Below are 21,722 nucleotides of genomic sequence, written 5' to 3'. Positions count from 1 at the left end.
CCCGGCAAGGTCAAGGCCCAGCCGAAAGCCCGACGAAAGGCGGTGAGGCCTCAGGCCGTGCCGGAGGCCGCGGCCAGTTCCCGGGCCAGGCGCCGTTCCTCTTCGACCTTGGGCTTGGAGAACCGCGCCAGCAGCAGGTAGGCGACCGGCGTCAGGTAGAGCGTCGACAGCGTGGCCAGGCCCAGCCCGCCGACGATGACCCAGCCCAGGGCCTCGCGCGCCTCGGCCCCCGCGCCCGAGGACAGGATCAGCGGCACCCCCCCCAGCACGGTCGAGGTCATGGTCATCATCACCGGGCGCAAGCGGATCGTCGACGCCTCGAAAATGGCCTCGCGGAGCGGCGCGCCCCTGTCCCGCAACTGGTTAGCGAATTCGACGATCAGGATCCCGTTCTTGGCCATGATCCCTATGAGCATGACGAGCCCGATCTGCGAATAGACGTTCAGCGACATGCCGGTCAGCACCATGGCGATGGCCGCGCAGGCCAGGCCCAGCGGCACGGTGCACATCACCACGATGGCCGAGATGAAGCTTTCGAACTGCGCCGACAGCACCAGGAAGACCACGAGGATCGCAAAGCCGAAGGTCATCAGCATCCCCGACGAGGTCTGGTCCAGCGTCGCGGCCTCGGCCAGGGGGACGATGCGGTTTTCCTCGGCCAGGACATCCTCGCCCAGGCGCTCGACCTCGACCATGGCCTGACCCAGCGACATGGCCGGCGTCAGCCCGGCCGATATCTCGACCGACCGGTTCTGGCCTTCGCGGTTCAGCTCGGGCGCGACGGCGCGTTCGGACAGGGTCACGAAGGTCGACATCGGGATCATCTGGCCGTCGCCCGCGCGGACAAAGACGTTCTCGAGGTCCGACGGATCGTTCACCGGATGCGACGAGGACAGCATCTGGATGTCGAACGAGGTGTCGTCGATGAACAACTCGCCCACCGACCGTCCATCCAGCACGGCGCGCAGCGCCTCGCCCAGGCCGGTGATGTCGACGCCCAGATCCGAGGCGCGGCGGCGGTCGATCTCGATGAAAAGCTGCGGCATCGTGGTTTCGAATTCCAGCCGGACGGCGCCGAAATCGGGGTTCTCGGACATCCGCGCCACCAGGTCTTCGGCGACACTGGCCAGCTGGTCGTAATTGTTGCCGGTGATGGCAAAGGACAGGCCCCGCCCCGCCCCCCGGATGCCCAGAGAGTTCGGCTGGATCACGAAGGCGCGCAGGCCGATCACGTTGCGCTGTGCGGCGTTAATGTCGCTGGCGATCTCGTCCTGGCTGCGCTCCCGTTGATCCCAGGGCGACAGCGCCATGACCATGAAGCCCCGCGAATTGTTGCCGCCCCAGCCGGCGATGGAAAAGACCGAGGTGACCTCTCCGCTCTCGCGCAGGTTCTGGATGCCGTCCTCGATTTCCGCCATCTTCCCGGTGGTGTAGCTCAGCGCCACGCCCTGCGGCGCGGTGATCGACAGCAGCACCAGCGCGCGGTCCTCGCGCGGGGTCAGCTCGTTGCGGATACCCCCGGCCATCAGCCAGGCGGTCGCGGCGAAGAGCGCGGCGATCACCAGCACGACCAGCGGCCCCGACAGCGCCCAGTTCAGCGTCATCCGGTACAGCCCGGCCAGACGGTTGCCCAGCCAGATGATCGGGCCGCGCGGGTTTTCGTTGACCGGCTTGGTCAGCAGGCGGCTGGCCAGGACCGGGCACAGCGTCAGCGCCACGACCGAGGACAGCATGACCGCGATGGCCAGGGTAAACCCGAACTCGCGGAACAGCCCGCCCACCTGACCCGGCAGGAAGGACAGCGGCACGAAGACGGCGGCCAGCGTCGCGGTGGTGGTGACCACGGCAAAGAACACCTCCTGCGTGCCGATCACTGCGGCGGCGCGCGGGCCGGTGCCCATGGTGCGGTGGCGCACGATGTTCTCCAGCACAACGATCGCGTCGTCGACGACCATGCCCGTCGCCAGCACCAGCGCCAGCAGGGTCAGGATATTGACCGAGAACCCCACCAGGTAGAGCGCGGCAATCGTCCCGATCAGGGCCACCGGCATGGTCAGCGCCGGGATCAGCGTCGCGCGGATGTCCCGCAGGAACAGGAAGATGATCGCGATCACGATGGCCACGGCCAGAAGCAGCGTGTTCAGCACCTCGGTGATCGACCCGTTGATGAAGGTCGCGTCGTCGGAAGTGACGAAGATGTCGACGTCTTCGGGCAGCGATTGCGACAGCTCTCCGACCACGCGGCGGACGTTCTGCGAGATCTCCAGCGTGTTGGAGGTCGCCTGCCGGATCACGCCGATGCCGATGCCGGTCTGGCCATTGGCGCGCAGTACCGTTTCGTTCGGCGCCGGGCCCAGCGACACGCGGGCCACGTCGCCCAGCAGCACGTTGTCGGCGACCTCGAGCGCCTCGAACGCCTCCGCGGTCGAGATCAGGGCGGTGGTCCGCACGTTGATCGTCTGGCGTTCGCCCGACAAATCGCCCGCCGGCACGTCGAAGGCCACGGTGCCCAGCGCGTTGCGCAGATTGGCCAGGGTCAGGCCCCGCGCCGCCAGTTTCCGCTGGTCGATATCGACGCGGAAGATCGGTTCCCGGTCGCCATAGACCTGCAAATCCGCCACCCCGGTGACCGAGATCAGGCGATCCTCGACCCGGTCCGAGACCAGCTGCGTCAGTTCCTGCGGCGAGCGGGTGGGCGATGTCACTGCGATCCGCAGCACCGGCTGGGCATTGGCGTCAGCCTTGACGATGCGCGGGTCCTCGGCCCCGTCGGGCAATTGGTTCGAAATACGCGCCATCGCGTCACGAGTGTCCGTCGCGGCCACGTCCAGATCGACATCGTCGCCAAATTCCAGCGTCACCCGGCTGCGCCCGTAGCGCGAATTCGACGAAATGGTACGGATGCCCGACACCCGGCCCACCGCGCCCTCGACCCGCGACGTGACCTCCTGGTCCACTGTTTCCGGCGAGGCGCCGGGGAAATCCGTGGTGACCGTCACGACCGGGCGGTCGACATCGGGCAATTCGCGGATCTCGACGCCCGCCAGCCCGGCAATGCCCGCGATAACGATCAGCGCCGACAGCACGAAGGCCAGGATCGGGCGGCGCACGAAAAGCCCCGTGCCGCCCCCAGCGCCCGGGGCCAGCGCCGGGTCCTCTGCCGGTTCGGCGGAATCAGACATATCTGTACCGGTGGACTTGTCGGACGTATCTGCCGCAACCGTCTTGTCCGAAGCCTCCGACGATGCGTCCTTCGACGTCACCTCATCGGGTTTGGAGGTCTCGGCCTGATCTTTCCCGGCCTCGTCCTTGTCGGTCTTGCCCGACCCGTCCGCGTTCTTGTCCGCCATGGCCCCGGTCTCCGATCAGGATTTGCGCGCCGGCGCGGCCTTGGCTTCCAGCCCCGCCGCGTCATCGCCGTCAATCGCCACCTCGGCCCCGGGCCGCAGCGTCTGCACGCCCTCGATCACCACCGGTTCGCCGGTTTCCAGCGCGCCTTCGACCAGCACCGCTTGGGCGTTGCGCTGGCGGATCTCGATCGGCACGCGGGTCGCCTTGCCCTCGCGCACGGCCCAGACAAAGGCGCCGTCGCTGGACCATTGCACTGCCAGCGGATCGACCGTCGGGAACGGCTCGCCCTCGAAGGACAGGCTGACCGTCAGGGACATGCCGTCGCGCAGCCGGTCGCCTTCATTGCCCAGCTGGCCCAGCACCCGCACCGTGCGGCTGTTGCGGTCCACCTGGTTGTCGATGGCCACGACCTCTCCGGCGATTTCGACACCGGGCAGGGCCAGGGGTTCGGCCCTCAGCGGCATGCCCGGCGACAGCTTGGTCAGGATGCGTTCGGGCACCCGGAAATCGATCTGGATCTCGCTGCGATCCGAGATCACCGCCAGTTCCTCGGTCGCCGAGACGCGGTCGCCGACCTCGTGCTCCAGCAGGCCCATCCAGCCGCTGATCGGCGCGACGACCTGGCGCTGATCCAGGTCGAATTCGGCCTGGCGCACGCTCAGTTCCGCGGTGCGCAGGGCCAGTTCCGCCTCGCGCAGGGCCACGGCGGTGGCCGATCCGGCCTGGCGCAACCGGTCCAGCCGGTCCGCATCCTCGCGCGCATCGTCCAGCACCAGCCGGGCCCGATCCAGCGCGATCCGCTCGGCCTCGTCATCGAGGTGGAAGATCACCGTGCCTTCCTCGACCATCTCGCCGGCGCGGAACCCGATCTCGGTGATCCGCCCGCTGGTTTCCGCCCGCACCGTGACCGAGCGCAGCGCGCGCCCGTCGCCGATCGCGGTGATCCGGTCGTTCAGCGCCCCGGTGCCCACCGGCGCAATCACCACGCGGGTCGGACCGCCCGGCCCGTATCCCCGCGGCCCCTGCCCCGCCTCGGCCGCCTCGACCGGCGGCAAGCCCAGCATCTCGGAGATCCCGACCTGGTCCAGCCACGGCCGCGCCGACGGCACCTGTGTGACCCACAGCGCCAGGAACGCCCCGATGACGATCGCCGCCAGGATGATCTGGCTCAGCGCCGACTTGATCCAATTGAGCCACATGGGAGGGACCCCTTTCTCGCGCCGCAGCGCCATGTTCGACCTGCCCCGACCGGGCATCGTACTAACCTACCAGCAAGTCACGTCACCGCGCCAGAGCGCGCAGCACAAGCCGGCCCGCCGGGCGACCCCGCGGATTTTGCAAAACACTAGGGCGCAGCGCGGCGGGTGTCTTTTCATATTCCGGTGAGGTGCCCTGCAATCACGCCCCTGCACGGATGAAAGCGTGAATTTCCAAGCACCTGGGCGGCCCCCGCCCGCCACGCGTCAACTCCCCTTAAAGCCATAACCTCACATTATCGAAAACATCAGAAGATTGCGGGTTATCCTGATGGATCACCCTTGTTACCTTTCGCGCGATCTGACCGAGTCAGGACCCGATTCACCATCCAGAGGGAGAGAAGACATGGACGGTAACGATACTCCAGCCACCGGCGGTTGCCCGGTGATCCACGATTTCACCAAAGGCCGCACCAACCGTGACTGGTGGCCCGAACAGCTCAATCTGAACATCCTGCACCAGAACGGCGCCGAAGCCAGCCCGATGGACCCCGATTTCGACTATGCCGAGGCGTTCAAGGGGCTCGACCTGAAGGCGCTGAAGGCCGATATCGCCGCGCTGCTGACCGACAGCCAGGAATGGTGGCCCGCCGATTGGGGCCATTACGGGCCCTTCATGATCCGCATGGCCTGGCACTCGGCCGGGACCTACCGGATCGGCGACGGTCGCGGCGGCTCCACCGCCGGGTCGCAGCGTTTCGCGCCGCTGAACTCCTGGCCCGACAACGCCAACCTCGACAAGGCCCGCCGCCTGCTCTGGCCGATCAAGGCCAAGTACGGCAACGCGATCTCCTGGGCTGACCTGATGATCCTCACCGGCAACGTCGCGCTTGAATCCATGGGCTTCAAGACCTTCGGCTTCGGCGGCGGCCGCGAAGACATCTGGGAACCCGAACAGGATGTCTACTGGGGCACCGAAGAGGAATGGCTCGCCCCCTCCGACAACCCCAAATCCCGCTATTCCGAGGGCCGCGCCCTGGAAAACCCGCTGGCCGCGGTGCAGATGGGCCTGATCTACGTGAACCCCGAAGGCCCCGACGGCAAGCCCGACCCGCTGGCCGCCGCCTTCGACATCCGCGACACGTTCGGCCGGATGGCGATGAATGACGAGGAAACCGTCGCGCTGATCGCCGGCGGCCACACCTTCGGCAAGACCCACGGCATGGGCGACCCGGAACAGGTCGGCGCCGAACCCGAGGGCGCGGACCTGCACGAAATGGGCTTCGGCTGGACCTCCGGCGACGGCAAGGGTGGCAACAACACCTTCACCTCCGGGCTCGAAGTGATCTGGACCACCACGCCCACGCAGTGGAGCCATGGCTTCTTCAAGAACCTCTTCGAATACGAGTGGGAACTGACCAAGTCGCCCGCCGGCGCCTACCAATGGGAACCCAAGAACGCTGAGGCGCAGGATACCGTCGACGATCCGCATGAGCCGGGCAAGAAACGCACGCCCAACATGCTGACCACCGACCTCGCGCTGCGGATGGACCCGGACTACGAAAAGGTTTCCCGCAAGTTCTACGAGAACCCGGAGCTTTTCGCCGATGCCTTCGCCCGCGCCTGGTTCAAGCTGACCCACCGCGACATGGGCCCCAAGGTCCGTTACCTCGGCGAAGAGGTCCCGGAAGAAGAGCTGATCTGGATGGACCCGGTGCCCGAGGTCGACCACCCGCTGGTCGACGCCGCCGACATCGCCGCCCTGAAAGAGGCGCTGCTGGGGGCCGTGTCGCAGCGTGACCTGATCTACACCGCCTGGTCTTCGGCCGCGACTTTCCGCGGTTCGGACAAGCGCGGCGGGGCCAACGGGGCCCGCATCCGCCTGGCGCCGATGAAGGATTGGGACGTGAACGAGCCCGAAACCCTCGCCAAGACGCTGAAAGCGCTTGAGGGGATCAAGGCCGAGTTCGACGCCAAGGGCGACAAGAAGATCTCGCTCGCCGACCTGATCGTGCTGGGCGGTTCGGCCGGGATCGAGGCCGCGGCCAAGGCCGCCGGTCACACGGTCGAGGTGCCCTTCACCCCGGGCCGCACCGATGCCACCGAAGAGCAGACCGATGTCGACAGCTTCGAACCGCTCGAACCCAAGGCCGACGGTTTCCGCAACTACCTGCAGACCGACGCCAAGGTCCCGTCCGAGAAGATCCTGGTCGACAAGGCCCAGCTGCTGACGCTGACCGGCCCGGAAATGACCGCCCTGATCGGCGGGATGCGGGTGCTCGACGTCAACCATGGCGGCTCCAAGCACGGCGTGCTCACGGATCGTCCCGGCCAGCTGACGACGGACTTCTTCGTCAACATCCTCGACATGGCGACCGAATGGACGCCGGAAACCGAGGACGCGATGACGTTCGAAGGCAAGGACCGCAAGACCGGCGCGGCCAAGTGGACCGCGACCCGCGTCGACCTGGTCTTCGGCTCGAACTCGCAGCTGCGCGCCCTGGCCGAGGTCTATGGCCAGTCCGACAATGGCGAGAAATTCGTCAAGGATTTCGTCGCCGCCTGGACCAAGGTGATGGAAGCCGACCGCTTCGACATCTGATCCTGCAGCGGCGCGGCACGGCCCGCCCCTCGCCTGAAAACCGAACGGCGCCGCACTCAGCGGCGCCGTTTTCTTTTGCCCGTCCCGTGCGGCACGCAGGTCCCCCTGCGCGGCACACCGGCAAAGTGGCGAAGACCGATCCCGCACCGATGCGATACCGACGCAATACCGACGTGATACCGACGTGGCGTTCGGTGGTGAAACCTTACCGCGCCGTGCCGGTGCTTCGGTGTTTCGGCAACAGTGCAGCCAGCGCAGCGATCAGCTGATCGGCCGCCTCCTGGTGGGCCATCACCCCCATCTGGGTCCGGGCGACGGGTGCCTCCATCTGGGAAAAGATCATGCCCTCCGCCCCGGCCCGCAGCGCGGCGTCCGAGGGGACGGTAGTGACCAGCCCGGCCAGCTTTGGCCCAAGCACCTTCAGCATCGCCGGATCGACGAAAAGCGGCTCGCTTTGCGCCGGATCGGCCAGGTCGCGCGCGCCGTCCTCGGCCATCCTGCGGGGGGCGAACCAATGCATCAGAACAGGCCCCCGAGCCGCATCGATCAACTGGCCCATCCGCGCGATCCAGGCCGCCTTCAGCTCTGTCTCGACAATGGCGAACCGGTCGGCCGACAGCTCCCGCAGGGCCTGTAACATGTGGCGTGTAAAGTGAAATTCCGTGAAATCCACATCCCGGAACACGGCCTTCATCACCTCGGAGGCCTGCAGGAACCGGTCATTGCGGCGCGGATGCACGGCGTAATAGCGGTTCGAGATATTCTGCGCCCCCATCACCTGGATGACGACCGCCTCGGCCCCGGCGATCACCTCCAGCAGCGCCGGATCGTTGAGGTAGATATCCGCCCCCGCATTGACCGCGCCCAGGTTGACGCAGACCCGGCCCAGCCCGGCCTCCACCAGTGCGGGATAAGGCTCTGCCAGGAACTTTCCGTAGGTCTCCGTCCCGCCCAGGAAGGCAATATAGGGCCTGTCCAGACGCCGCCGCGGCCCCCGGAACAGGATCTTCGAGGACCCATAGCGACAAGGCATGTAATCAAGGGCCGCCGGCCCTATCCGTTCATAGGTCATCACACCCACCATCAAATTCACCCGGTCCCTTCTTGAACTCCAAACCTTTCCAAAGACCTAAACCTTGCATTTGATCGACCTGCATGGGTATTGCAGGCCGTGCCTCCGCAGGTCAGTGTGGGGCCGTGGACATGAGGAGTTGGTCATGGAAATTGCATCGGTAGGTGTCATCGGCGCCGGTCAGATGGGCAACGGGATCGCGCATGTCTGCGCCCTGGCGGGTTATGATGTCGTGCTCAACGATATCAACCAGGAGGCGCTGGACCGCGCCATGACCCAGATCGACCGGAACCTCGCCCGGCAGGTGTCGCGCAGCCTCATCACCGAAGAGGACAAGCAGGCGGCGCAGGCCCGTATCTCGACCACGATGACCCTGACCGATCTCGGCAAGATGGACCTCGTGATCGAGGCCGCAACCGAACGCGAGACGGTCAAGGACGCCATTTTCAAGGAGTTGGTGCCCCATCTCAAGGATGACACGATCCTGACTTCGAACACCTCCTCGATCTCGATCACGCGCCTCGCCTCGCGCACGGACCGGCCGGAAAAGTTCATGGGCTTCCACTTCATGAACCCGGTGCCGGTCATGCAGCTGGTCGAATTGATTCGCGGCATCGCCACGGACGAGGAAACCTACAAGGCCTGCCTCGCGGTGGTGGAACGCCTGGGCAAGACCGCCTCCTCGGCCGAGGATTTCCCGGCCTTCATCGTGAACCGCGTGCTCGTTCCGATGATCAACGAAGCGGTCTACGTGCTCTACGAAGGCGTCGGTAACGTGAAGTCCATCGACGAGGCGATGAAGCTGGGTGCCAACCACCCGATGGGCCCGCTGGAGCTGGCCGATTTCATCGGGCTCGACACCTGCCTCGCCATCATGAACGTGCTGCATGATGGGCTGGCGGACACGAAATACCGCCCCTGCCCGCTGCTGACCAAATATGTCGAGGCCGGATGGCTCGGCCGCAAGGCCGGCCGCGGCTTCTACGATTACCGGGGCGACACGCCGGTTCCCACGCGCTGACGCCCCCCTTTCATCTGGCCGGTAAATATCCCGGGGTCCGGGGCAGAGCCCCGGCTGCGCGACGGCGAAGCCGGCGCAAAATCAGGGCATTACGCCCCGCCCTCAGCCCGAGAAATCCGGCCCGTCCTTGCGGCGGCGTCCGAACACGGTCAGCCGCCCGGGGCCCTGGGCGGCGAGGATCAGCAGCCCCCCGGCAATCGCCCAGTTCTTCACCACGATGGTCACCTGCCAGGGATCGGCCCGCAGCTGCCAGTGGAAATAGCTGGTGAAAATGCAATAGCCCGCCAGCACGATGGCCCAGCTGCGCACGCCCGGCCCGACGATCAGGCTCAGCGCTGCGACCAGGTTGAAGGCCGCGACCGCCCAGACCAGGTTCGCGGGCAGGCCGAGGGACGTGATCATCTCCATCACCGGCGCGGGATCAAAGACCTTTTGAACGGCGCCACCCAGAAACAGGATGGCGACCATGATCCGGCCCAGCAGGTTGACGAAATCCGACATGGGCGCACCGTCTCAGCCATGACGCAAAAGCGCAAGAGGGGGACGGACACGGCGTCGTCACGAGACCGGCAAGAGCCCCGTCCAGGGGCGGGTTCCCGCGCAAGATCGTGCCTTCAACGCGTTGAATAGGCGGAAAACCTCAGCCGCGGCCGATATAGGGCATCTTGGTCGCCATGACGGTCATGAACTGGACGTTGGCCTCGGGCGGAAGATCGGCCATGTGCAGGACGGACCGCGCGGCATGGGCGACGTCCATGCTGGGCGGCGGCGCGTCGGGGCTGGCGTCGATCAGGCCCTGAAGCAGCTCTGTCCGGGCATTGCCGATATCGATCTGGCCGCAGGCAATGTCATATGCGCGGCCATCCAGCGACAGGGTCCGGGTCATGCCCGTCACCGCGTGCTTGGTCGCCGTATAGGCGATGGAGCCTTCGCGCGGCACATGGGCCGAGATCGACCCGTTGTTGATGATCCGGCCACCCTGCGGGTCCTGTGCGCGCATCCGGGCAAAGGCGGCGCGGGCGGCCAGGAACATGCCGGTGATGTTCAGATCGACCGTGGCGCGCCATTCCTCCAGCGGGATCGTGTCGATCGTCCCGCCCTGCCCGAAGCGGCCCGCATTGTTGAACAGGACGTCCAGGCGACCGGCGCTGTCGACAAAACGGTCGAAAGCCTGCTCGACCCCGGCCTCGTCCGTGACATCGGCGGGCAGAAGCACGGCGTTTTCCGCCCCGCCGAAGACCTGCTCCAACACGTCGCCGCGACGGGCGACGCAGCCGACCTTCCAGCCTTCCTTCAGGAACAGCTCTGCAGTTTCGCGGCCGATGCCGGCGCTGGCACCGGTGATGAGGATGGATCTCATGGCGTGTCGTCCTCGCTGGTCAGGCTCATTTCCAGAGGTGCCACGGGGGTGGCGCGCAGGTCGTCGACGCCCAGCGGGACCGAGGGCTTGGCCAGCCGGTTGCGCACGATCCAGTGCAGGCGCGTTTCCGCCCGGGTGATCGCCACGTAGGCAAGCCGTTTCCACAGGGGTTGCCCCGCCTCGACCCGCCCGACCCGTGCCGCGGCAAAGAGGTCAGGGGCGAAGACCTGCACCTCGTTCCATTGCGAGCCCTGGGCCTTGTGGATCGTCACCGCAGCCCCATGCAGGAAGGTCGCGCCCATGCGGGCGGCGAAGGGGATGAAGGGTTCCTCTTCGTCCGGCTTCTCGATCTTCACGATGGAGGCGGCGGAGACCTGCGGGCTTTCGGCGCCGACCACGTGCAGGCGGGAAAAGCCGGGCTTCGAGCCGGGGCCGAGATAGACCACCTGCGCCCCCTTGATCAGGCCCCGCGCCTCGAGGTCCAGGCGCTTCTTGCGGTGCTTCAGGGGCAGTTCGATGCCGTCGCAGATAAGCGGCTCCCCGGGGAGGAGCGCATCTTCGGGCGCGTCATGGACCCTGCGGAATGCGTTGATCAGGCGGATCCGCGTGGCATTGCGCCAGACCAGAACCGGGGAGCGCGCCATCAGGTCGACCTCCACCCGCTGGCCCCAGACGACGCGGTCGTCCTGGCGGGCCTTGTCCTCGATCATGCGTTCGAAATCCTCGAAGCCCAGCTGCGGATCGGCCAGCGCATGGGCAAGGTCGAGGATCGGGTTGCCTGCATCCTGGCGGTGGATCCGGTCGAGGTTGAGCTTTTCCGGTGCCGCAAGCCGGTCAAAGACCATCCGGCCCGACTGGCCCACCGGCGACAGCTGCGCCGGGTCGCCGAACAGCAGCAGGGTCGGAAAAATCTCTCTCAGATCATCGTATTGCTTGTCGTCGAGCATCGAGGCTTCGTCGATCAGCCCCATGTCCAGCGGGTCGTCGCGGCGTTTCCAGCCGGTGATGAAATCCGATCCGCGCAGTCCCGCGGCGGCCAGCGCGCCGGGCACCGACTTGTTGGTCTGGTAGAAGGCCAGCGCGCGGTCCAGCGCGGCATCGGTCAGGCCCTCGATCTCGGGCTTTTCACCCTCGCCCGCCAGCCATTCGGCAATGCGTTCGTATTCCGGGTCATAGACCGGGGTGTAGAGGATGCGGTGGATCGTCGTCGCCGGCACGCCGCGCAGGCGCAGGACCGAGGCCGCCTTGTTGGTCGGGGCGAGAATCGCCAGCGTGCGGCGGTCGCGATGCTTGCGCGGTTCGTAATCGCCCGAGACGAGGGTGACACCGGCCTCTTCGGCGGCACTGGCGATGGCCGAGAGCAGCAGCGTCTTGCCCGACCCGGCCTTGCCCGTGACGGCGATCACCTGCCCCTTGCCCGCGCCGGCGGGCCGGGTGGAGCCATCTTCGAGGTCCACGCCCTCGCCCCGCAGCACTTCGGCGATGCGGTCGAAGGCCTGGGCCTGGTCGTCGGAAAAGGTCACGGAGGGCAGCGTCATGGCGCAGACGCTACCCCGGCTCAGCGGGATGTGCCAGCGCCCGATTGCACGCTGGCGCCCTTTGGATCGGAGCGTTGGTCGGGTGGCGCGGTCCGGAGCCTCCGGCGGGGATATTGACCGGCCAGATGAAAGGGGGGCGTGGCGCGAGCGGACCGGGAGTGGGTCACGAAAAAGGGCGCGGCCCGATGGCCACGCCCATTGTCTAATTATTCTTACAGGATCAGGCCTTGCCGGCTTCCAGCACGTCCTCGACCGTGCGCAGGCCGGTGCGGGGAGACTGGACCAGAACCGCCATGTTGCCCGGCTTGTGCTCGTTGCGGAGCATCTTGGTGTGGGCCTGCGGGATCTCCTCCCACGGGAAGACCTCGGACATGCAGGGGTCGAGGCGCCGCTCCAGCATCAGCCGGTTGGCCGAAGCCGCCTGTTTCAGGTTCGCGAAGTGCGAGCCCTGCAGGCGCTTCTGGTGCATCCACATGTAGCGGACGTCGAAGGTGGTGTTGAAGCCGGAGGTGCCGGCGCAGATCACCACGATACCGCCCTTCTTCACCACGAGGGTGGAGACCGGGAAGGTCGCCTCGCCGGGGTGTTCGAAGACCATGTCGACGCTCACGCCCTTGCCGGTGATGTCCCAGATCGCCTTGCCGAACTTGCGGGCCTCTTTCAGCCATTCGTTGTATTCGGGGGAGTTCACCGTGGGCAGCTGGCCCCAGCAGTTGAAATCCTTGCGGTTGATGACGCCCTTGGCGCCCTGATCCATCACGAACTGGCGCTTGCTTTCATCCGAAATCACGCCGATCGCGTTGGCACCGGCGGTGTTGGCCAGCTGGATCGCATAGGAACCGAGGCCGCCCGAGGCGCCCCAGACCAGCACGTTCTGGCCGGGCTTGAGCTCATGCGGGTGATGACCGAAGAGCATCCGGTAGGCGGTGGCGAGGGTCAGCGTGTAGCAGGCCGCCTCTTCCCAGGTCAGGTGCTTGGGGCGCGGCATCAGCTGCTGCGCCTGCACCCGGCAGAATTGCGCGAAGGAGCCGTCGCCGGTCTCGTAGCCCCAGATACGCTGGGTCGGAGAGAACATCGGGTCGCCGCCGTTGCATTCCTCGTCGTCGCCGTCGTCCTGGTTGCAGTGGATCACGACCTCATCGCCCACTTTCCAGTTCTTCACCTTGTCGCCCACGGCCCAGATGATGCCCGAGGCATCGGAGCCGGCGATGTGGTAATCCTGCTTGTGGACGTCGAAGGGGCTGATCGGCTGGCCGAGGCCGGCCCACACGCCGTTATAGTTCACGCCCGCCGCCATGACGAGAACGAGAACCTCGTGGCTGTCGATCTCCCAGGTGTCGACGACCTCTTTCTGGAAAGAGGTTTCGGGTTCACCGTGACGTTCGCGGCGGATCGCCCATGCGTACATCTGCTTGGGCACGTGGCCCAGCGGCGGCATTTCCCCCACTTCATACAGGTCTTTTTTCGGCGCGTCATACGCCGCGATGGCGGAATCGGTGTCCAGAGCCATGTGAGCCTCCTGAGTCATTTGTGCCGCAATGCAGAATCGCGGGATTGCCCCACCGAATATCGATGGCCGCGCAACAATGCAATGCCCAGAACGTCGATATTGTAATTTTATGTCCGAGACGTTGCGGCGCGTCAGGCAAAATCGGGCCAAAATCGCGTATTTGGCTCGTTTTCCACGATTTTCCGGCCGGAAGGGGCCGGTTGGGTCTAGTCTGAGGTTACGCCGCATTGCGGCGAATTGACATGGCCACATTCTTTCATATACCTACGGCCAGACGTAATTTTATTGCCCGCCCGACTCGAGAGAGGCCCGACATGACCGCACAGCAGAAAGACCGCCCCTGGCTGTTCCGCACCTATTCCGGACATTCCACGGCCAAGGCCTCGAACGAGCTTTACCGGGGGAACCTGAAAAAGGGGCAGACCGGCCTGTCCGTGGCCTTCGACCTGCCCACCCAGACGGGCTATGACAGCGATCACGTACTGGCCAAGGGCGAGGTCGGAAAGGTCGGCGTGCCGATCTGCCACCTGGGCGACATGCGCACGCTGTTCGACCAGATCCCGCTGGCAGAGATGAACACCTCGATGACGATCAACGCGACGGCGCCCTGGCTGCTGGCGCTCTATATCGCGGTGGCCGAGGAACAGGGCGCCGACCCCAAGGTATTGCAGGGCACCGTGCAGAACGACCTGATCAAGGAATACCTGAGCCGCGGCACCTATATCTGCCCGCCCGCGCCCAGCCTGAAGATGATCGCGGACGTGGCCGAGTATTGCTATCGCGAAGTGCCCAAGTGGAACCCGATGAACGTATGTTCCTACCACCTGCAGGAGGCCGGTGCGACGCCGGAGCAGGAGCTGGCCTATGCGCTGGCCACCGGGATCGCCGTCCTGGACGAGCTGAAGCCGCGCGTCCCCGCAGAGGATTTCCCGATGGTCGTCGGGCGGATTTCCTTCTTCGTGAATGCGGGCATCCGGTTCGTCACCGAGATGTGCAAGATGCGCGCGTTTGTCGACCTTTGGGACGAGATCTGCGCCGAACGGTACGGCGTCGAGGACCCCAAGTTCCGCCGCTTCCGCTATGGGGTTCAGGTGAACTCGCTTGGGCTGACCGAGCAGCAGCCTGAAAACAACGTCTACCGCATCCTGATCGAGATGCTGGCGGTGACCCTGTCGAAAAAGGCCCGCGCCCGTGCCGTGCAGCTGCCCGCCTGGAACGAGGCGCTTGGCCTGCCCCGCCCCTGGGATCAGCAATGGTCCCTGCGGATGCAGCAGATCATGGCCTACGAGACCGACCTGCTGGAATATGGCGACCTGTTCGACGGCAACCCGGCGGTGGATGCCAAGGTCGAGGCGCTGAAGGAAGGTGCCCGGGCGGAACTGGCGAACCTCGATTCGATGGGCGGCGCGGTGTCGTCGATCGAATACATGAAATCGCGACTGGTCGATTCCAACGCGGACCGCCTGAACAAGATCGAAACCGACGAGACCGTGGTCGTCGGTGTGAACAAGTGGACCGAGGCCGAGCCCTCGCCGCTGATGGGCGAGGATGGCGGCATCATGACCGTCAACCCGGCGGTGGAGGCCGACCAGGTCGACCGGTTGAACGCCTGGCGCGCCGAGCGGGACGAAACCGCCGTGAAAGCCGCGCTGGCCGCCCTGCGTGAGGCAGCGGCGAAGAACGAGAACGTCATGCCCGCCTCCATCGCGGCCGCCAAGGCCGGGGTGACCACCGGGGAATGGGCGGCGCAGATGCGGTCGGTCCATGGTGAATATCGCGGGCCAACCGGGGTGTCGGCCTCTGTCTCGAACAAGACCGAGGGGCTGGACGATATCCGCGACGCGGTGGATGCAGTGTCGGACAAGCTGGGCCGGCGTCTGAAATTCGTCATCGGCAAGCCGGGGCTGGACGGCCATTCCAACGGCGCCGAGCAGATCGCCTTCCGCGCCCGCGATTGCGGCATGGACATCAACTACGACGGCATCCGCCTGACGCCCGAAGAGATCGTGACCCGCGCCAAGGAGCAGGAGGCGCACGTGGTTGGCCTGTCGATCCTGTCGGGCTCACATCTGCCGCTTGTCGAGGACACGCTGACCAGGATGCGCGAGGCCGGCCTGGGCCATATCCCCGTCATCGTCGGCGGCATCATTCCCGAGGAGGATGCCAGGCGGCTGAAGGAAATGGGCGTGGCCAAGGTCTATACCCCCAAGGATTTCCAGCTGAACGCGATCATGATGGACGTGGTCGAGCTGGCCGCCCCCAAGGATGTCGCCGCGGAATAGGCCTGCGGCCCTTGCGCGGCGACGGGGTCAGGGGGGCGCTGCCCCCCTCTTGAGCCTGTGGCTCAATTCACCCCCCGGAGTATTTCCGGCAAGATGAAGCTGGGGCGGTCCCCGTCTGTGAAGGCGCGCGGGGTGTGCAATCGCCTGTCCCGGCCTAGCTGGTGACGGGAAAGGGGAGGATTATGCGGGATATCAGTCGACATCTGAGGATCACGGGTCGCGTGCAGGGCGTGGCCTATCGTGCCTGGACCCAGGCGGAGGCGCAGGCCAAGGGCCTGACGGGCTGGGTGCGCAACGAAGCGGACGGGTCGGTGACCGCGCTGGTGCAGGGGCCCGAAGACGTGGTTCAGGCGATGATCACCAATTGTCATTCCGGGCCGGGCGCGGCGGACGTGCGCGATGTTCAGGTCGATCGCGCCGAGGCGGAGGCCGTGGAAGGGTTCGAGATCAGGCGCTGAGCGGTTTTTTTGGCTATCAGCGTTTAGCTGTCGGGCAGGCCGACGGTGGTCCCTGGTGCCTCAAGTGCGCCCGCGTTTTCCTTGAGCCCGGTGCCGGTCAGTTCCAGGCGGAGCGCCTGGCGCAGCAGCCAGCAGATCTTGTGGGCGGCGAGGTCGGCGGACAGCCCGCCGCGCGTATGGATGTTGGAGATGCAGTTGCGGCGGCTGTCAGGCGTGCCGGGCCGGGCCATGTAGGTGATATAGGCGCCCAGGCTGTCGGCCACGGTCAGGCCGGGCCGTTCGCCGATCAGCATGACCGCGATGCGTGCCCCGGTGGCCTGCGCGATGGCATCGCCGAGCGCGACACGGGACTGGGTGGCGATGACGGGCCGCGCGACATCCGTGTCGCCCAGCCGGTCGAGACAGGCGCGCAGGACCGCCGCGCCATGTGCTTCCAGAGCAGCCGAGGACAGCCCGTCGCCCAGGACGAAGAGGACCTCGCCGGTGACGCCGGAGAGGTCGGCCTCGTCCGACAGGCGGCGGCCAAGATCGGGACGGCGCAGATAGGTGGCGCGGTCCGGAGCGGCGGAGGTGACGGTGACCGGATCGAGGCCCTCCAGCTGATCTTTCAGCATGGCGAGGTCGAGCGGCGCATGCACCGCGTCGCGGGCGCGGGCATGGGCGAACTGGAATTCCAGGTTGGCGCGGGTGGGCAGGCCCGCCCCGCTGCGGCCCAGCCCGATCCGGGCGGGGGTGGCGGCACGCAGGCGGGCCCAGGGATCGGCGCCGCTCATCCCGCCTCCAGCAGGCGGAGGGTGGCCGCGCGGTCATCGGTCAGCTGGCCTGTGCCCGACACGATGCCGGTCCGGGCCAGCCAGGTTTCGAATTCCGGCGCGGCGCGCAGGCCGAAGGTGTTGCGCAGGTAGGCGATGTCGTGGAACGACAGGCTCTGGTAATTCAGCATGATATCGTCGGCGCCGGGCACCCCGATCAGGAAATGCACCCGCGCATCGGCCAGCAGGGTCATCAGAACGTCCATGTCGTTCTGATCGGCCTCCGCATGGTTGGTGTAGCAGACGTCGCAGCCCATGGGCACGCCCATCAGCTTGCCGCAGAAGTGGTCCTCCAGCCCTGCGCGGATGATCTCGCGCCCGTCAAAGAGGTATTCGGGGCCGATGAAGCCGACCACGGTATTGACGATCAGCGGATCGAAGGCGCGGGTCACCGCTTGGGCGCGCGCCTCGAGCGTCTGCTGGTCGATGCCGTGATGCGCATCGGCCGACAGGGCCGATCCCTGCCCGGTTTCGAAATACATCACGTTGGTGCCGACCGTGCCCCGATTCAGTGACAGGGCGGCCTGGCGGGCATCGTCCAGCATGGCAAGGGTCACGCCGAAGCCCTCGTTCGCTTTCTCGGTGCCGGCGACGGATTGGAAGACCAGGTCGACCGGGGCACCGGCGCCGATCATCTCGATCGTGTTGGTGACATGGGTCAGCACGCAGGTCTGGGTAGGGATGTCGTATTTCGCGATCAACTCGTCCAGCATCAGGAGCAGTTCGGTCGCGGTCGGGATATTGTCGGTGGCCGGGTTGATGCCGATCACCGCATCGCCGATCCCGTAGCTGAGCCCGTCAAGGGTCGAAGCGGCGATGCCCTGAAGGTCGTCGGCCGGGTGATTGGGTTGCAGGCGGGAGCCCAACCGCCCCTCGAGCCCCAGCGTGGTCCGGAAGGCGGTGGTGACGTGGCACTTGCGGGCCACGGCGATCAGGTCCCGGTTGCGCATCAGCTTGGCTGCGGCGGCGACCATTTCCGGGGTCAGACCTGGGGCCAGCGCGGCCAGGGTCGCGGGGCTGGCAGCATCCGACAGCAGCCAGTCGCGGAAATCGCCCAGGGTCATCGACCGCACCGGGGCAAAGGCCGCGGCATCATGGGTGTCGAGGATCAGGCGCGTGACCTCGTCCGTCTCGTAGGGGATCAGCGCCTCGGTCAGGAAGGTCGACAGGGGCAGATCGGCCAGCACCATCTGCGCCGCCACGCGCTGCACGTCGCTTTCGGCGGCGATCCCGGCCAGTTCATCGCCGGACCGGGCGGGTGTGGCGCAGGCCATGACCTGGGCCAGGGTGTCGAAGCGGAAGGTCTCTCCGCCCAGAAGGGTGCGATAGGCCATCGAAAGCTCCGTCTTGGCCGGGGCGCGCCTTTGTGGCGCACCCCGATCTTAAACCTGCGATCAGCGGTAGGGATAGCCCGCCTTCTCCATCGTGGCGGCGTAGGTCTTGAAGGCGTCGACGACCTTCTTGGGGCGTTCGCCGCTTTCGGCAACGCTGTCCCAGAAGGATTCGGCGTCCTTGACCACAGTCGCCCATTCGTCGGCGGGGATCGAGGTCAGCTCCATCTTCTCGCCTTCGACGCGCAGCTTGGCCTCGCCGCCCCAGTACCACTGGGCGCGGTAGTAATGCGACTGGTCGATGGACATGCGGAACAGTTCCTGAAGATGCGGCGGCACCTTTTCCCAGCTTTCGGTATTGGCGAAGTAGGAGCCGAACCACGCCCCGGTGACCGAGTTGGTCAGCGCGTAGTTGCAGATATCGGCCCAGCCGACCTCGTAGGCTTCGGTGAAGCCGCACCAGGCGACGCCGTCCAGTTCACCGGTCTGCAGCGCGACCTCGACATCGTCCCACGGCACGGTCACGGGGATCAAACCGTATTGCGACAGGAAGCGGCCGGCGGTCGGCACGCCGAAGACGCGCTTGCCGCGCATGTCGCCAAGCGAGTTGATCGGTTCCTTGGTGAAGATGTGCAGCGGGTCCCAGGCGCCAGCGGAGAGCCAGGTGACATTGTCGACCTCGGAATAGGCGTCTTCCCAGATCTCCTTGAGGCCGTAATAGGAAAACAGCGACGGCACATCGAGCGAATAGCGCGTGGCGAAGGGGAAATAACCGCCGAAGACCGCGATATCGACCGGGGAGGCCATGGTCGCCTCGTCCGATTGCACCGCGTCGATGACGCCCGATTGCATGGCGCGGAACAGCTCTCCGGTGGGGACCAGCTGATCGGCGTAATACAGTTCGATCTCCATCTCGCCATTAGCGGCGGCGTTGAAGGCGTCGATCTGCGGCTTGATCACATGCGCGCCCAGCGGGGCGCCGGAATATGTCTGCAGGCGCCACTTGATCGCGCCGGTCTGGGCGATCACGGCCGGGGCAGCCAGGGCGCCCACGGCACCGGCGGCGGTGCCGGTCAGGAACTTCCGGCGCGAGGCCAATATCTTTTCGGAGGGTGTCTGGGGTTTCTTCTCAGTCATGGTCTTGTCCTCTCTGTTGGTCGTTCGGTCTGTTGGTCGTTCAGTTTCTTGGCGGCTCAGTAGGACCGCATGGTTTCCGGCAGCCACAGGGCGATCTGCGGGAAGATCATTACCAGCGCGATCGTGACGGCCATCATCAGGACGAAGGGCCAGATCGAGCGGTAGATGTCGGGAAGGGTGATGTCGCCGGGGGCCATGGCGCGCATCAGGAACAGGTTATAGCCGAAGGGCGGGGTGATATAGGCGATCTGGCAGGTCATCGTGTAGAGCACGCCGAACCAGATCAGCTGATTGTCGATCCCCAGATCCAGCAGTTTGACCAGCGGGATGTAGAGCGGCGCGACGATCACCAGCATCGCGGTGTCGTCCAGGAACATGCCCATCACGATAAAGCTGAGCTGCATCATGATGATGACCTGCCAGGGCGTCAGCTCCCACCGGTTGATGAAGAGGTTCTCGATCGCGCGGACCGCGCCGATGCCGTCGAACACCGCGCCAAAGGCCAGCGCGGCCAGGATGAGCCACAGGAACATGCAGGACACGCCCAGAGTCTTGCGCGCCGTTTCGTGCATCATCTTCAGCGTGAAGCGCCGCTTGATGATGGCCGCCAGCGTCGCCGCCGTCGCCCCCACGGCCGAACTTTCGACGAGCGAGGTGATGCCCTTGACGAACAGCCCGGTCATGGCGAAGAAGATCAGGAAGGGGATGATGCCCGCGCGCAGCAGCTTGAGCTTTTCGCGCGGCGGCATGTTCAGCTCCTCGTCCGAGACGACCGGCGCGAGGGACGGGTTCAGTCGGGCACGGACGACCACGTAGATCACGAACATGGTCGCCATCAGCAGGCCCGGGATCACGCCCGCCAGCCACAGCTGCGACACCGGCTGGCGCGCGATCATGCCGTACAGCACCATGACGACCGATGGCGGCACGAGGATGCCCAGCGACGACCCGCCCTGCACGACCCCGGTGATCAGCACCTTGTCGTAGCCCCGGCGCAGCATCTCAGGCAGGGCGATGGTGGCCCCGATGGCCATGCCTGCAACCGACAGCCCGTTCATCGCCGAGATGATGACCATCAGGAAGATCGTACCGATGGCCAGCCCGCCGCCGATCCGGCCGAACCAGACATGCAGCATCTTGTAGAGGTCCTCGGCGATGCCGGATTCGGACAGGACGTAGCCCATGTAGATGAACAGCGGCAGCGTCAGCATCGGGAACCAGTTGAACAGCTTGAACGCTGCCGAGAACGGGATCTCGATCCCACCCGGCCCGTAGAGGAACAGCACCATGATGGAGGCGACGAACCCGATGGCGGCAAAGACCCTCTGCCCCGTCAGCAGCAGCACCATCATGCTGGCGAACATGGTGATCGCGATCATCTCGTAGGACATCACAGATGCTCCCCGCGCAGATCGGCCACGTGTTTGACCACCTCCGACAGCGTCTGCAGGATCATCAGCAGGATGCACCCGACCATCAGCGACTTGATCGGGATCATCGACGGGTTCCACATGGAAAACCGTCGTTCACCGGTCTGGATCGCGTATTCCAGCGAAGAGATCGACCCCCAGAGCAGGATGCACAGGTAAAAGAGCAGGCACAGGATCGTCACCAGGTCGGTGACCGTCTTGTCCCGCGGACTGAGCCGTTCATAGAGCAGGTCCATGCGCACATGGTCGCCGTCCTTCAGCGTCTTGGCCCCGCCCATGAAGTAGTAAGCGGCCAGCGTGAATTGCGCCGCCTCGATGCACCAGTGCAGGGGAATGTCGATGACGTTGCGTGTCACCGCATCCAGCAGAAGCACCCCGACCATCAGGAAGATCAGGTACATCGCGACGACGCCCACGACGTCGGCGATCCTGTCGATGATCCGGACGTATCCTCGTAATATTGCTGGCATCCTGCCCTCTGCCCTGGTCTTCAATTCGTCTGGTGGCAGGCCGGTCCGGGGACGGCCCCGTCCAGAGCGGCGCAATTTTGATCAACCGGTCAACGGGGTGCTGGCGCTTCCCCTTTGCCGATGCGAATATTTTTGACGGCAGCCAATGCTGC

General features: G+C 65.8%; 16 protein-coding genes. 4 read left to right on the top strand and 12 right to left on the bottom strand.

What is annotated here, in order from left to right; genetic code table 11:
* Positions 1 to 50: 50 nt before the first annotated feature.
* Both ATO9_RS03485 and ATO9_RS03480 read right to left on the bottom strand, forming a co-directional pair.
* Complete coding sequence (locus ATO9_RS03485) at positions 51 to 3,182, bottom strand: efflux RND transporter permease subunit (protein WP_052418104.1); 3,132 nt, start codon at positions 3,180 to 3,182, stop codon at positions 51 to 53.
* Positions 3,183 to 3,365: 183 nt separating this feature from the next.
* A complete protein-coding gene (locus ATO9_RS03480) occupies positions 3,366 to 4,550 on the bottom strand; it encodes an efflux RND transporter periplasmic adaptor subunit (RefSeq protein ID WP_043745017.1) in 1,185 nt (394 codons plus the stop codon).
* A 403-nt stretch (positions 4,551 to 4,953) separates the two neighbouring features.
* Here ATO9_RS03480 and katG point away from each other — a divergent pair, with 403 nt between their 5' ends.
* Entirely contained in the window at positions 4,954 to 7,149 is a 2,196-nt protein-coding gene (gene katG, locus ATO9_RS03475; RefSeq protein ID WP_052418068.1) for a catalase/peroxidase HPI, read from the top strand.
* Between the two features lie 205 nt (positions 7,150 to 7,354).
* Here the strand turns inward: katG and ATO9_RS03470 are convergent, their stop codons facing one another.
* Positions 7,355 to 8,233 carry a DUF6473 family protein gene (locus ATO9_RS03470; RefSeq protein ID WP_238318664.1) on the bottom strand — a complete coding sequence of 293 codons (879 nt, stop codon included), beginning with the start codon at positions 8,231 to 8,233 and terminating at the stop codon, positions 7,355 to 7,357.
* A gap of 133 nt (positions 8,234 to 8,366) precedes the next feature.
* Here ATO9_RS03470 and ATO9_RS03465 point away from each other — a divergent pair, with 133 nt between their 5' ends.
* Positions 8,367 to 9,242 carry a 3-hydroxybutyryl-CoA dehydrogenase gene (locus ATO9_RS03465; RefSeq protein WP_043745015.1) on the top strand — a complete coding sequence of 292 codons (876 nt, stop codon included), beginning with the start codon at positions 8,367 to 8,369 and terminating at the stop codon, positions 9,240 to 9,242.
* A gap of 102 nt (positions 9,243 to 9,344) precedes the next feature.
* Here ATO9_RS03465 and ATO9_RS03460 read toward each other — a convergent pair whose 3' ends face one another.
* From ATO9_RS03460 to ccrA, 4 genes are all read right to left on the bottom strand, one after another.
* Complete coding sequence (locus ATO9_RS03460; protein WP_043745012.1) at positions 9,345 to 9,743, bottom strand: DoxX family protein; 399 nt, start codon at positions 9,741 to 9,743, stop codon at positions 9,345 to 9,347.
* Between the two features lie 139 nt (positions 9,744 to 9,882).
* A complete protein-coding gene (locus tag ATO9_RS03455; RefSeq protein WP_043745009.1) occupies positions 9,883 to 10,602 on the bottom strand; it encodes an SDR family oxidoreductase in 720 nt (239 codons plus the stop codon).
* On the bottom strand, positions 10,599 to 12,140 hold the full coding sequence (locus ATO9_RS03450) for an AAA family ATPase (protein WP_043745006.1): 1,542 nt from the start codon (positions 12,138 to 12,140) through the stop codon (positions 10,599 to 10,601). The genes ATO9_RS03455 and ATO9_RS03450 overlap by 4 nt, the downstream gene beginning before the upstream one ends.
* Positions 12,141 to 12,360: 220 nt before the next feature.
* A complete protein-coding gene (gene ccrA, locus ATO9_RS03445; protein WP_043745001.1) occupies positions 12,361 to 13,650 on the bottom strand; it encodes a crotonyl-CoA carboxylase/reductase in 1,290 nt (429 codons plus the stop codon).
* A gap of 314 nt (positions 13,651 to 13,964) precedes the next feature.
* Between ccrA and ATO9_RS03440 the strand changes: the two genes are divergently transcribed.
* Both ATO9_RS03440 and ATO9_RS03435 read left to right on the top strand, forming a co-directional pair.
* Positions 13,965 to 15,932, top strand: a complete 1,968-nt coding sequence (locus ATO9_RS03440; protein WP_043744999.1) for a protein meaA — start codon at positions 13,965 to 13,967, stop codon at positions 15,930 to 15,932.
* A gap of 182 nt (positions 15,933 to 16,114) precedes the next feature.
* Positions 16,115 to 16,390, top strand: coding sequence for an acylphosphatase (locus tag ATO9_RS03435; protein ID WP_043744994.1), 276 nt, complete (start codon positions 16,115 to 16,117; stop codon positions 16,388 to 16,390).
* A gap of 23 nt (positions 16,391 to 16,413) precedes the next feature.
* On the opposite strand, the gene eutC is transcribed toward ATO9_RS03435, so the two are convergent.
* The 5 genes from eutC to ATO9_RS03410 all read right to left on the bottom strand — a co-directional run bounded on the left by eutC (position 16,414) and on the right by ATO9_RS03410 (position 21,570).
* Entirely contained in the window at positions 16,414 to 17,163 is a 750-nt protein-coding gene (eutC, locus tag ATO9_RS03430) for an ethanolamine ammonia-lyase subunit EutC (RefSeq protein WP_043744991.1), read from the bottom strand.
* On the bottom strand, positions 17,160 to 18,536 hold the full coding sequence (locus ATO9_RS03425) for an ethanolamine ammonia-lyase subunit EutB (protein ID WP_043744987.1): 1,377 nt from the start codon (positions 18,534 to 18,536) through the stop codon (positions 17,160 to 17,162). Before ATO9_RS03425 ends, eutC begins: the two co-directional genes overlap by 4 nt.
* A 60-nt stretch (positions 18,537 to 18,596) precedes the next feature.
* Positions 18,597 to 19,631 carry a type 2 periplasmic-binding domain-containing protein gene (locus ATO9_RS03420; RefSeq protein ID WP_202902100.1) on the bottom strand — a complete coding sequence of 345 codons (1,035 nt, stop codon included), beginning with the start codon at positions 19,629 to 19,631 and terminating at the stop codon, positions 18,597 to 18,599.
* Positions 19,632 to 19,726: 95 nt separating this feature from the next.
* Positions 19,727 to 21,061 carry a TRAP transporter large permease gene (locus tag ATO9_RS03415; RefSeq protein WP_043744983.1) on the bottom strand — a complete coding sequence of 445 codons (1,335 nt, stop codon included), beginning with the start codon at positions 21,059 to 21,061 and terminating at the stop codon, positions 19,727 to 19,729.
* On the bottom strand, positions 21,061 to 21,570 hold the full coding sequence (locus tag ATO9_RS03410) for a TRAP transporter small permease subunit (RefSeq protein WP_043744980.1): 510 nt from the start codon (positions 21,568 to 21,570) through the stop codon (positions 21,061 to 21,063). The genes ATO9_RS03415 and ATO9_RS03410 overlap by 1 nt, the downstream gene beginning before the upstream one ends.
* Positions 21,571 to 21,722 lie beyond the last annotated feature (152 nt).

This window comes from Pseudooceanicola atlanticus (assembly GCF_000768315.1).
Taxonomy (GTDB): Bacteria; Pseudomonadota; Alphaproteobacteria; order Rhodobacterales; family Rhodobacteraceae; genus Pseudooceanicola; species Pseudooceanicola atlanticus.
Note: the sequence above shows the minus strand (reverse complement) of the source record. Positions and strands in the feature narration are given on the sequence as shown.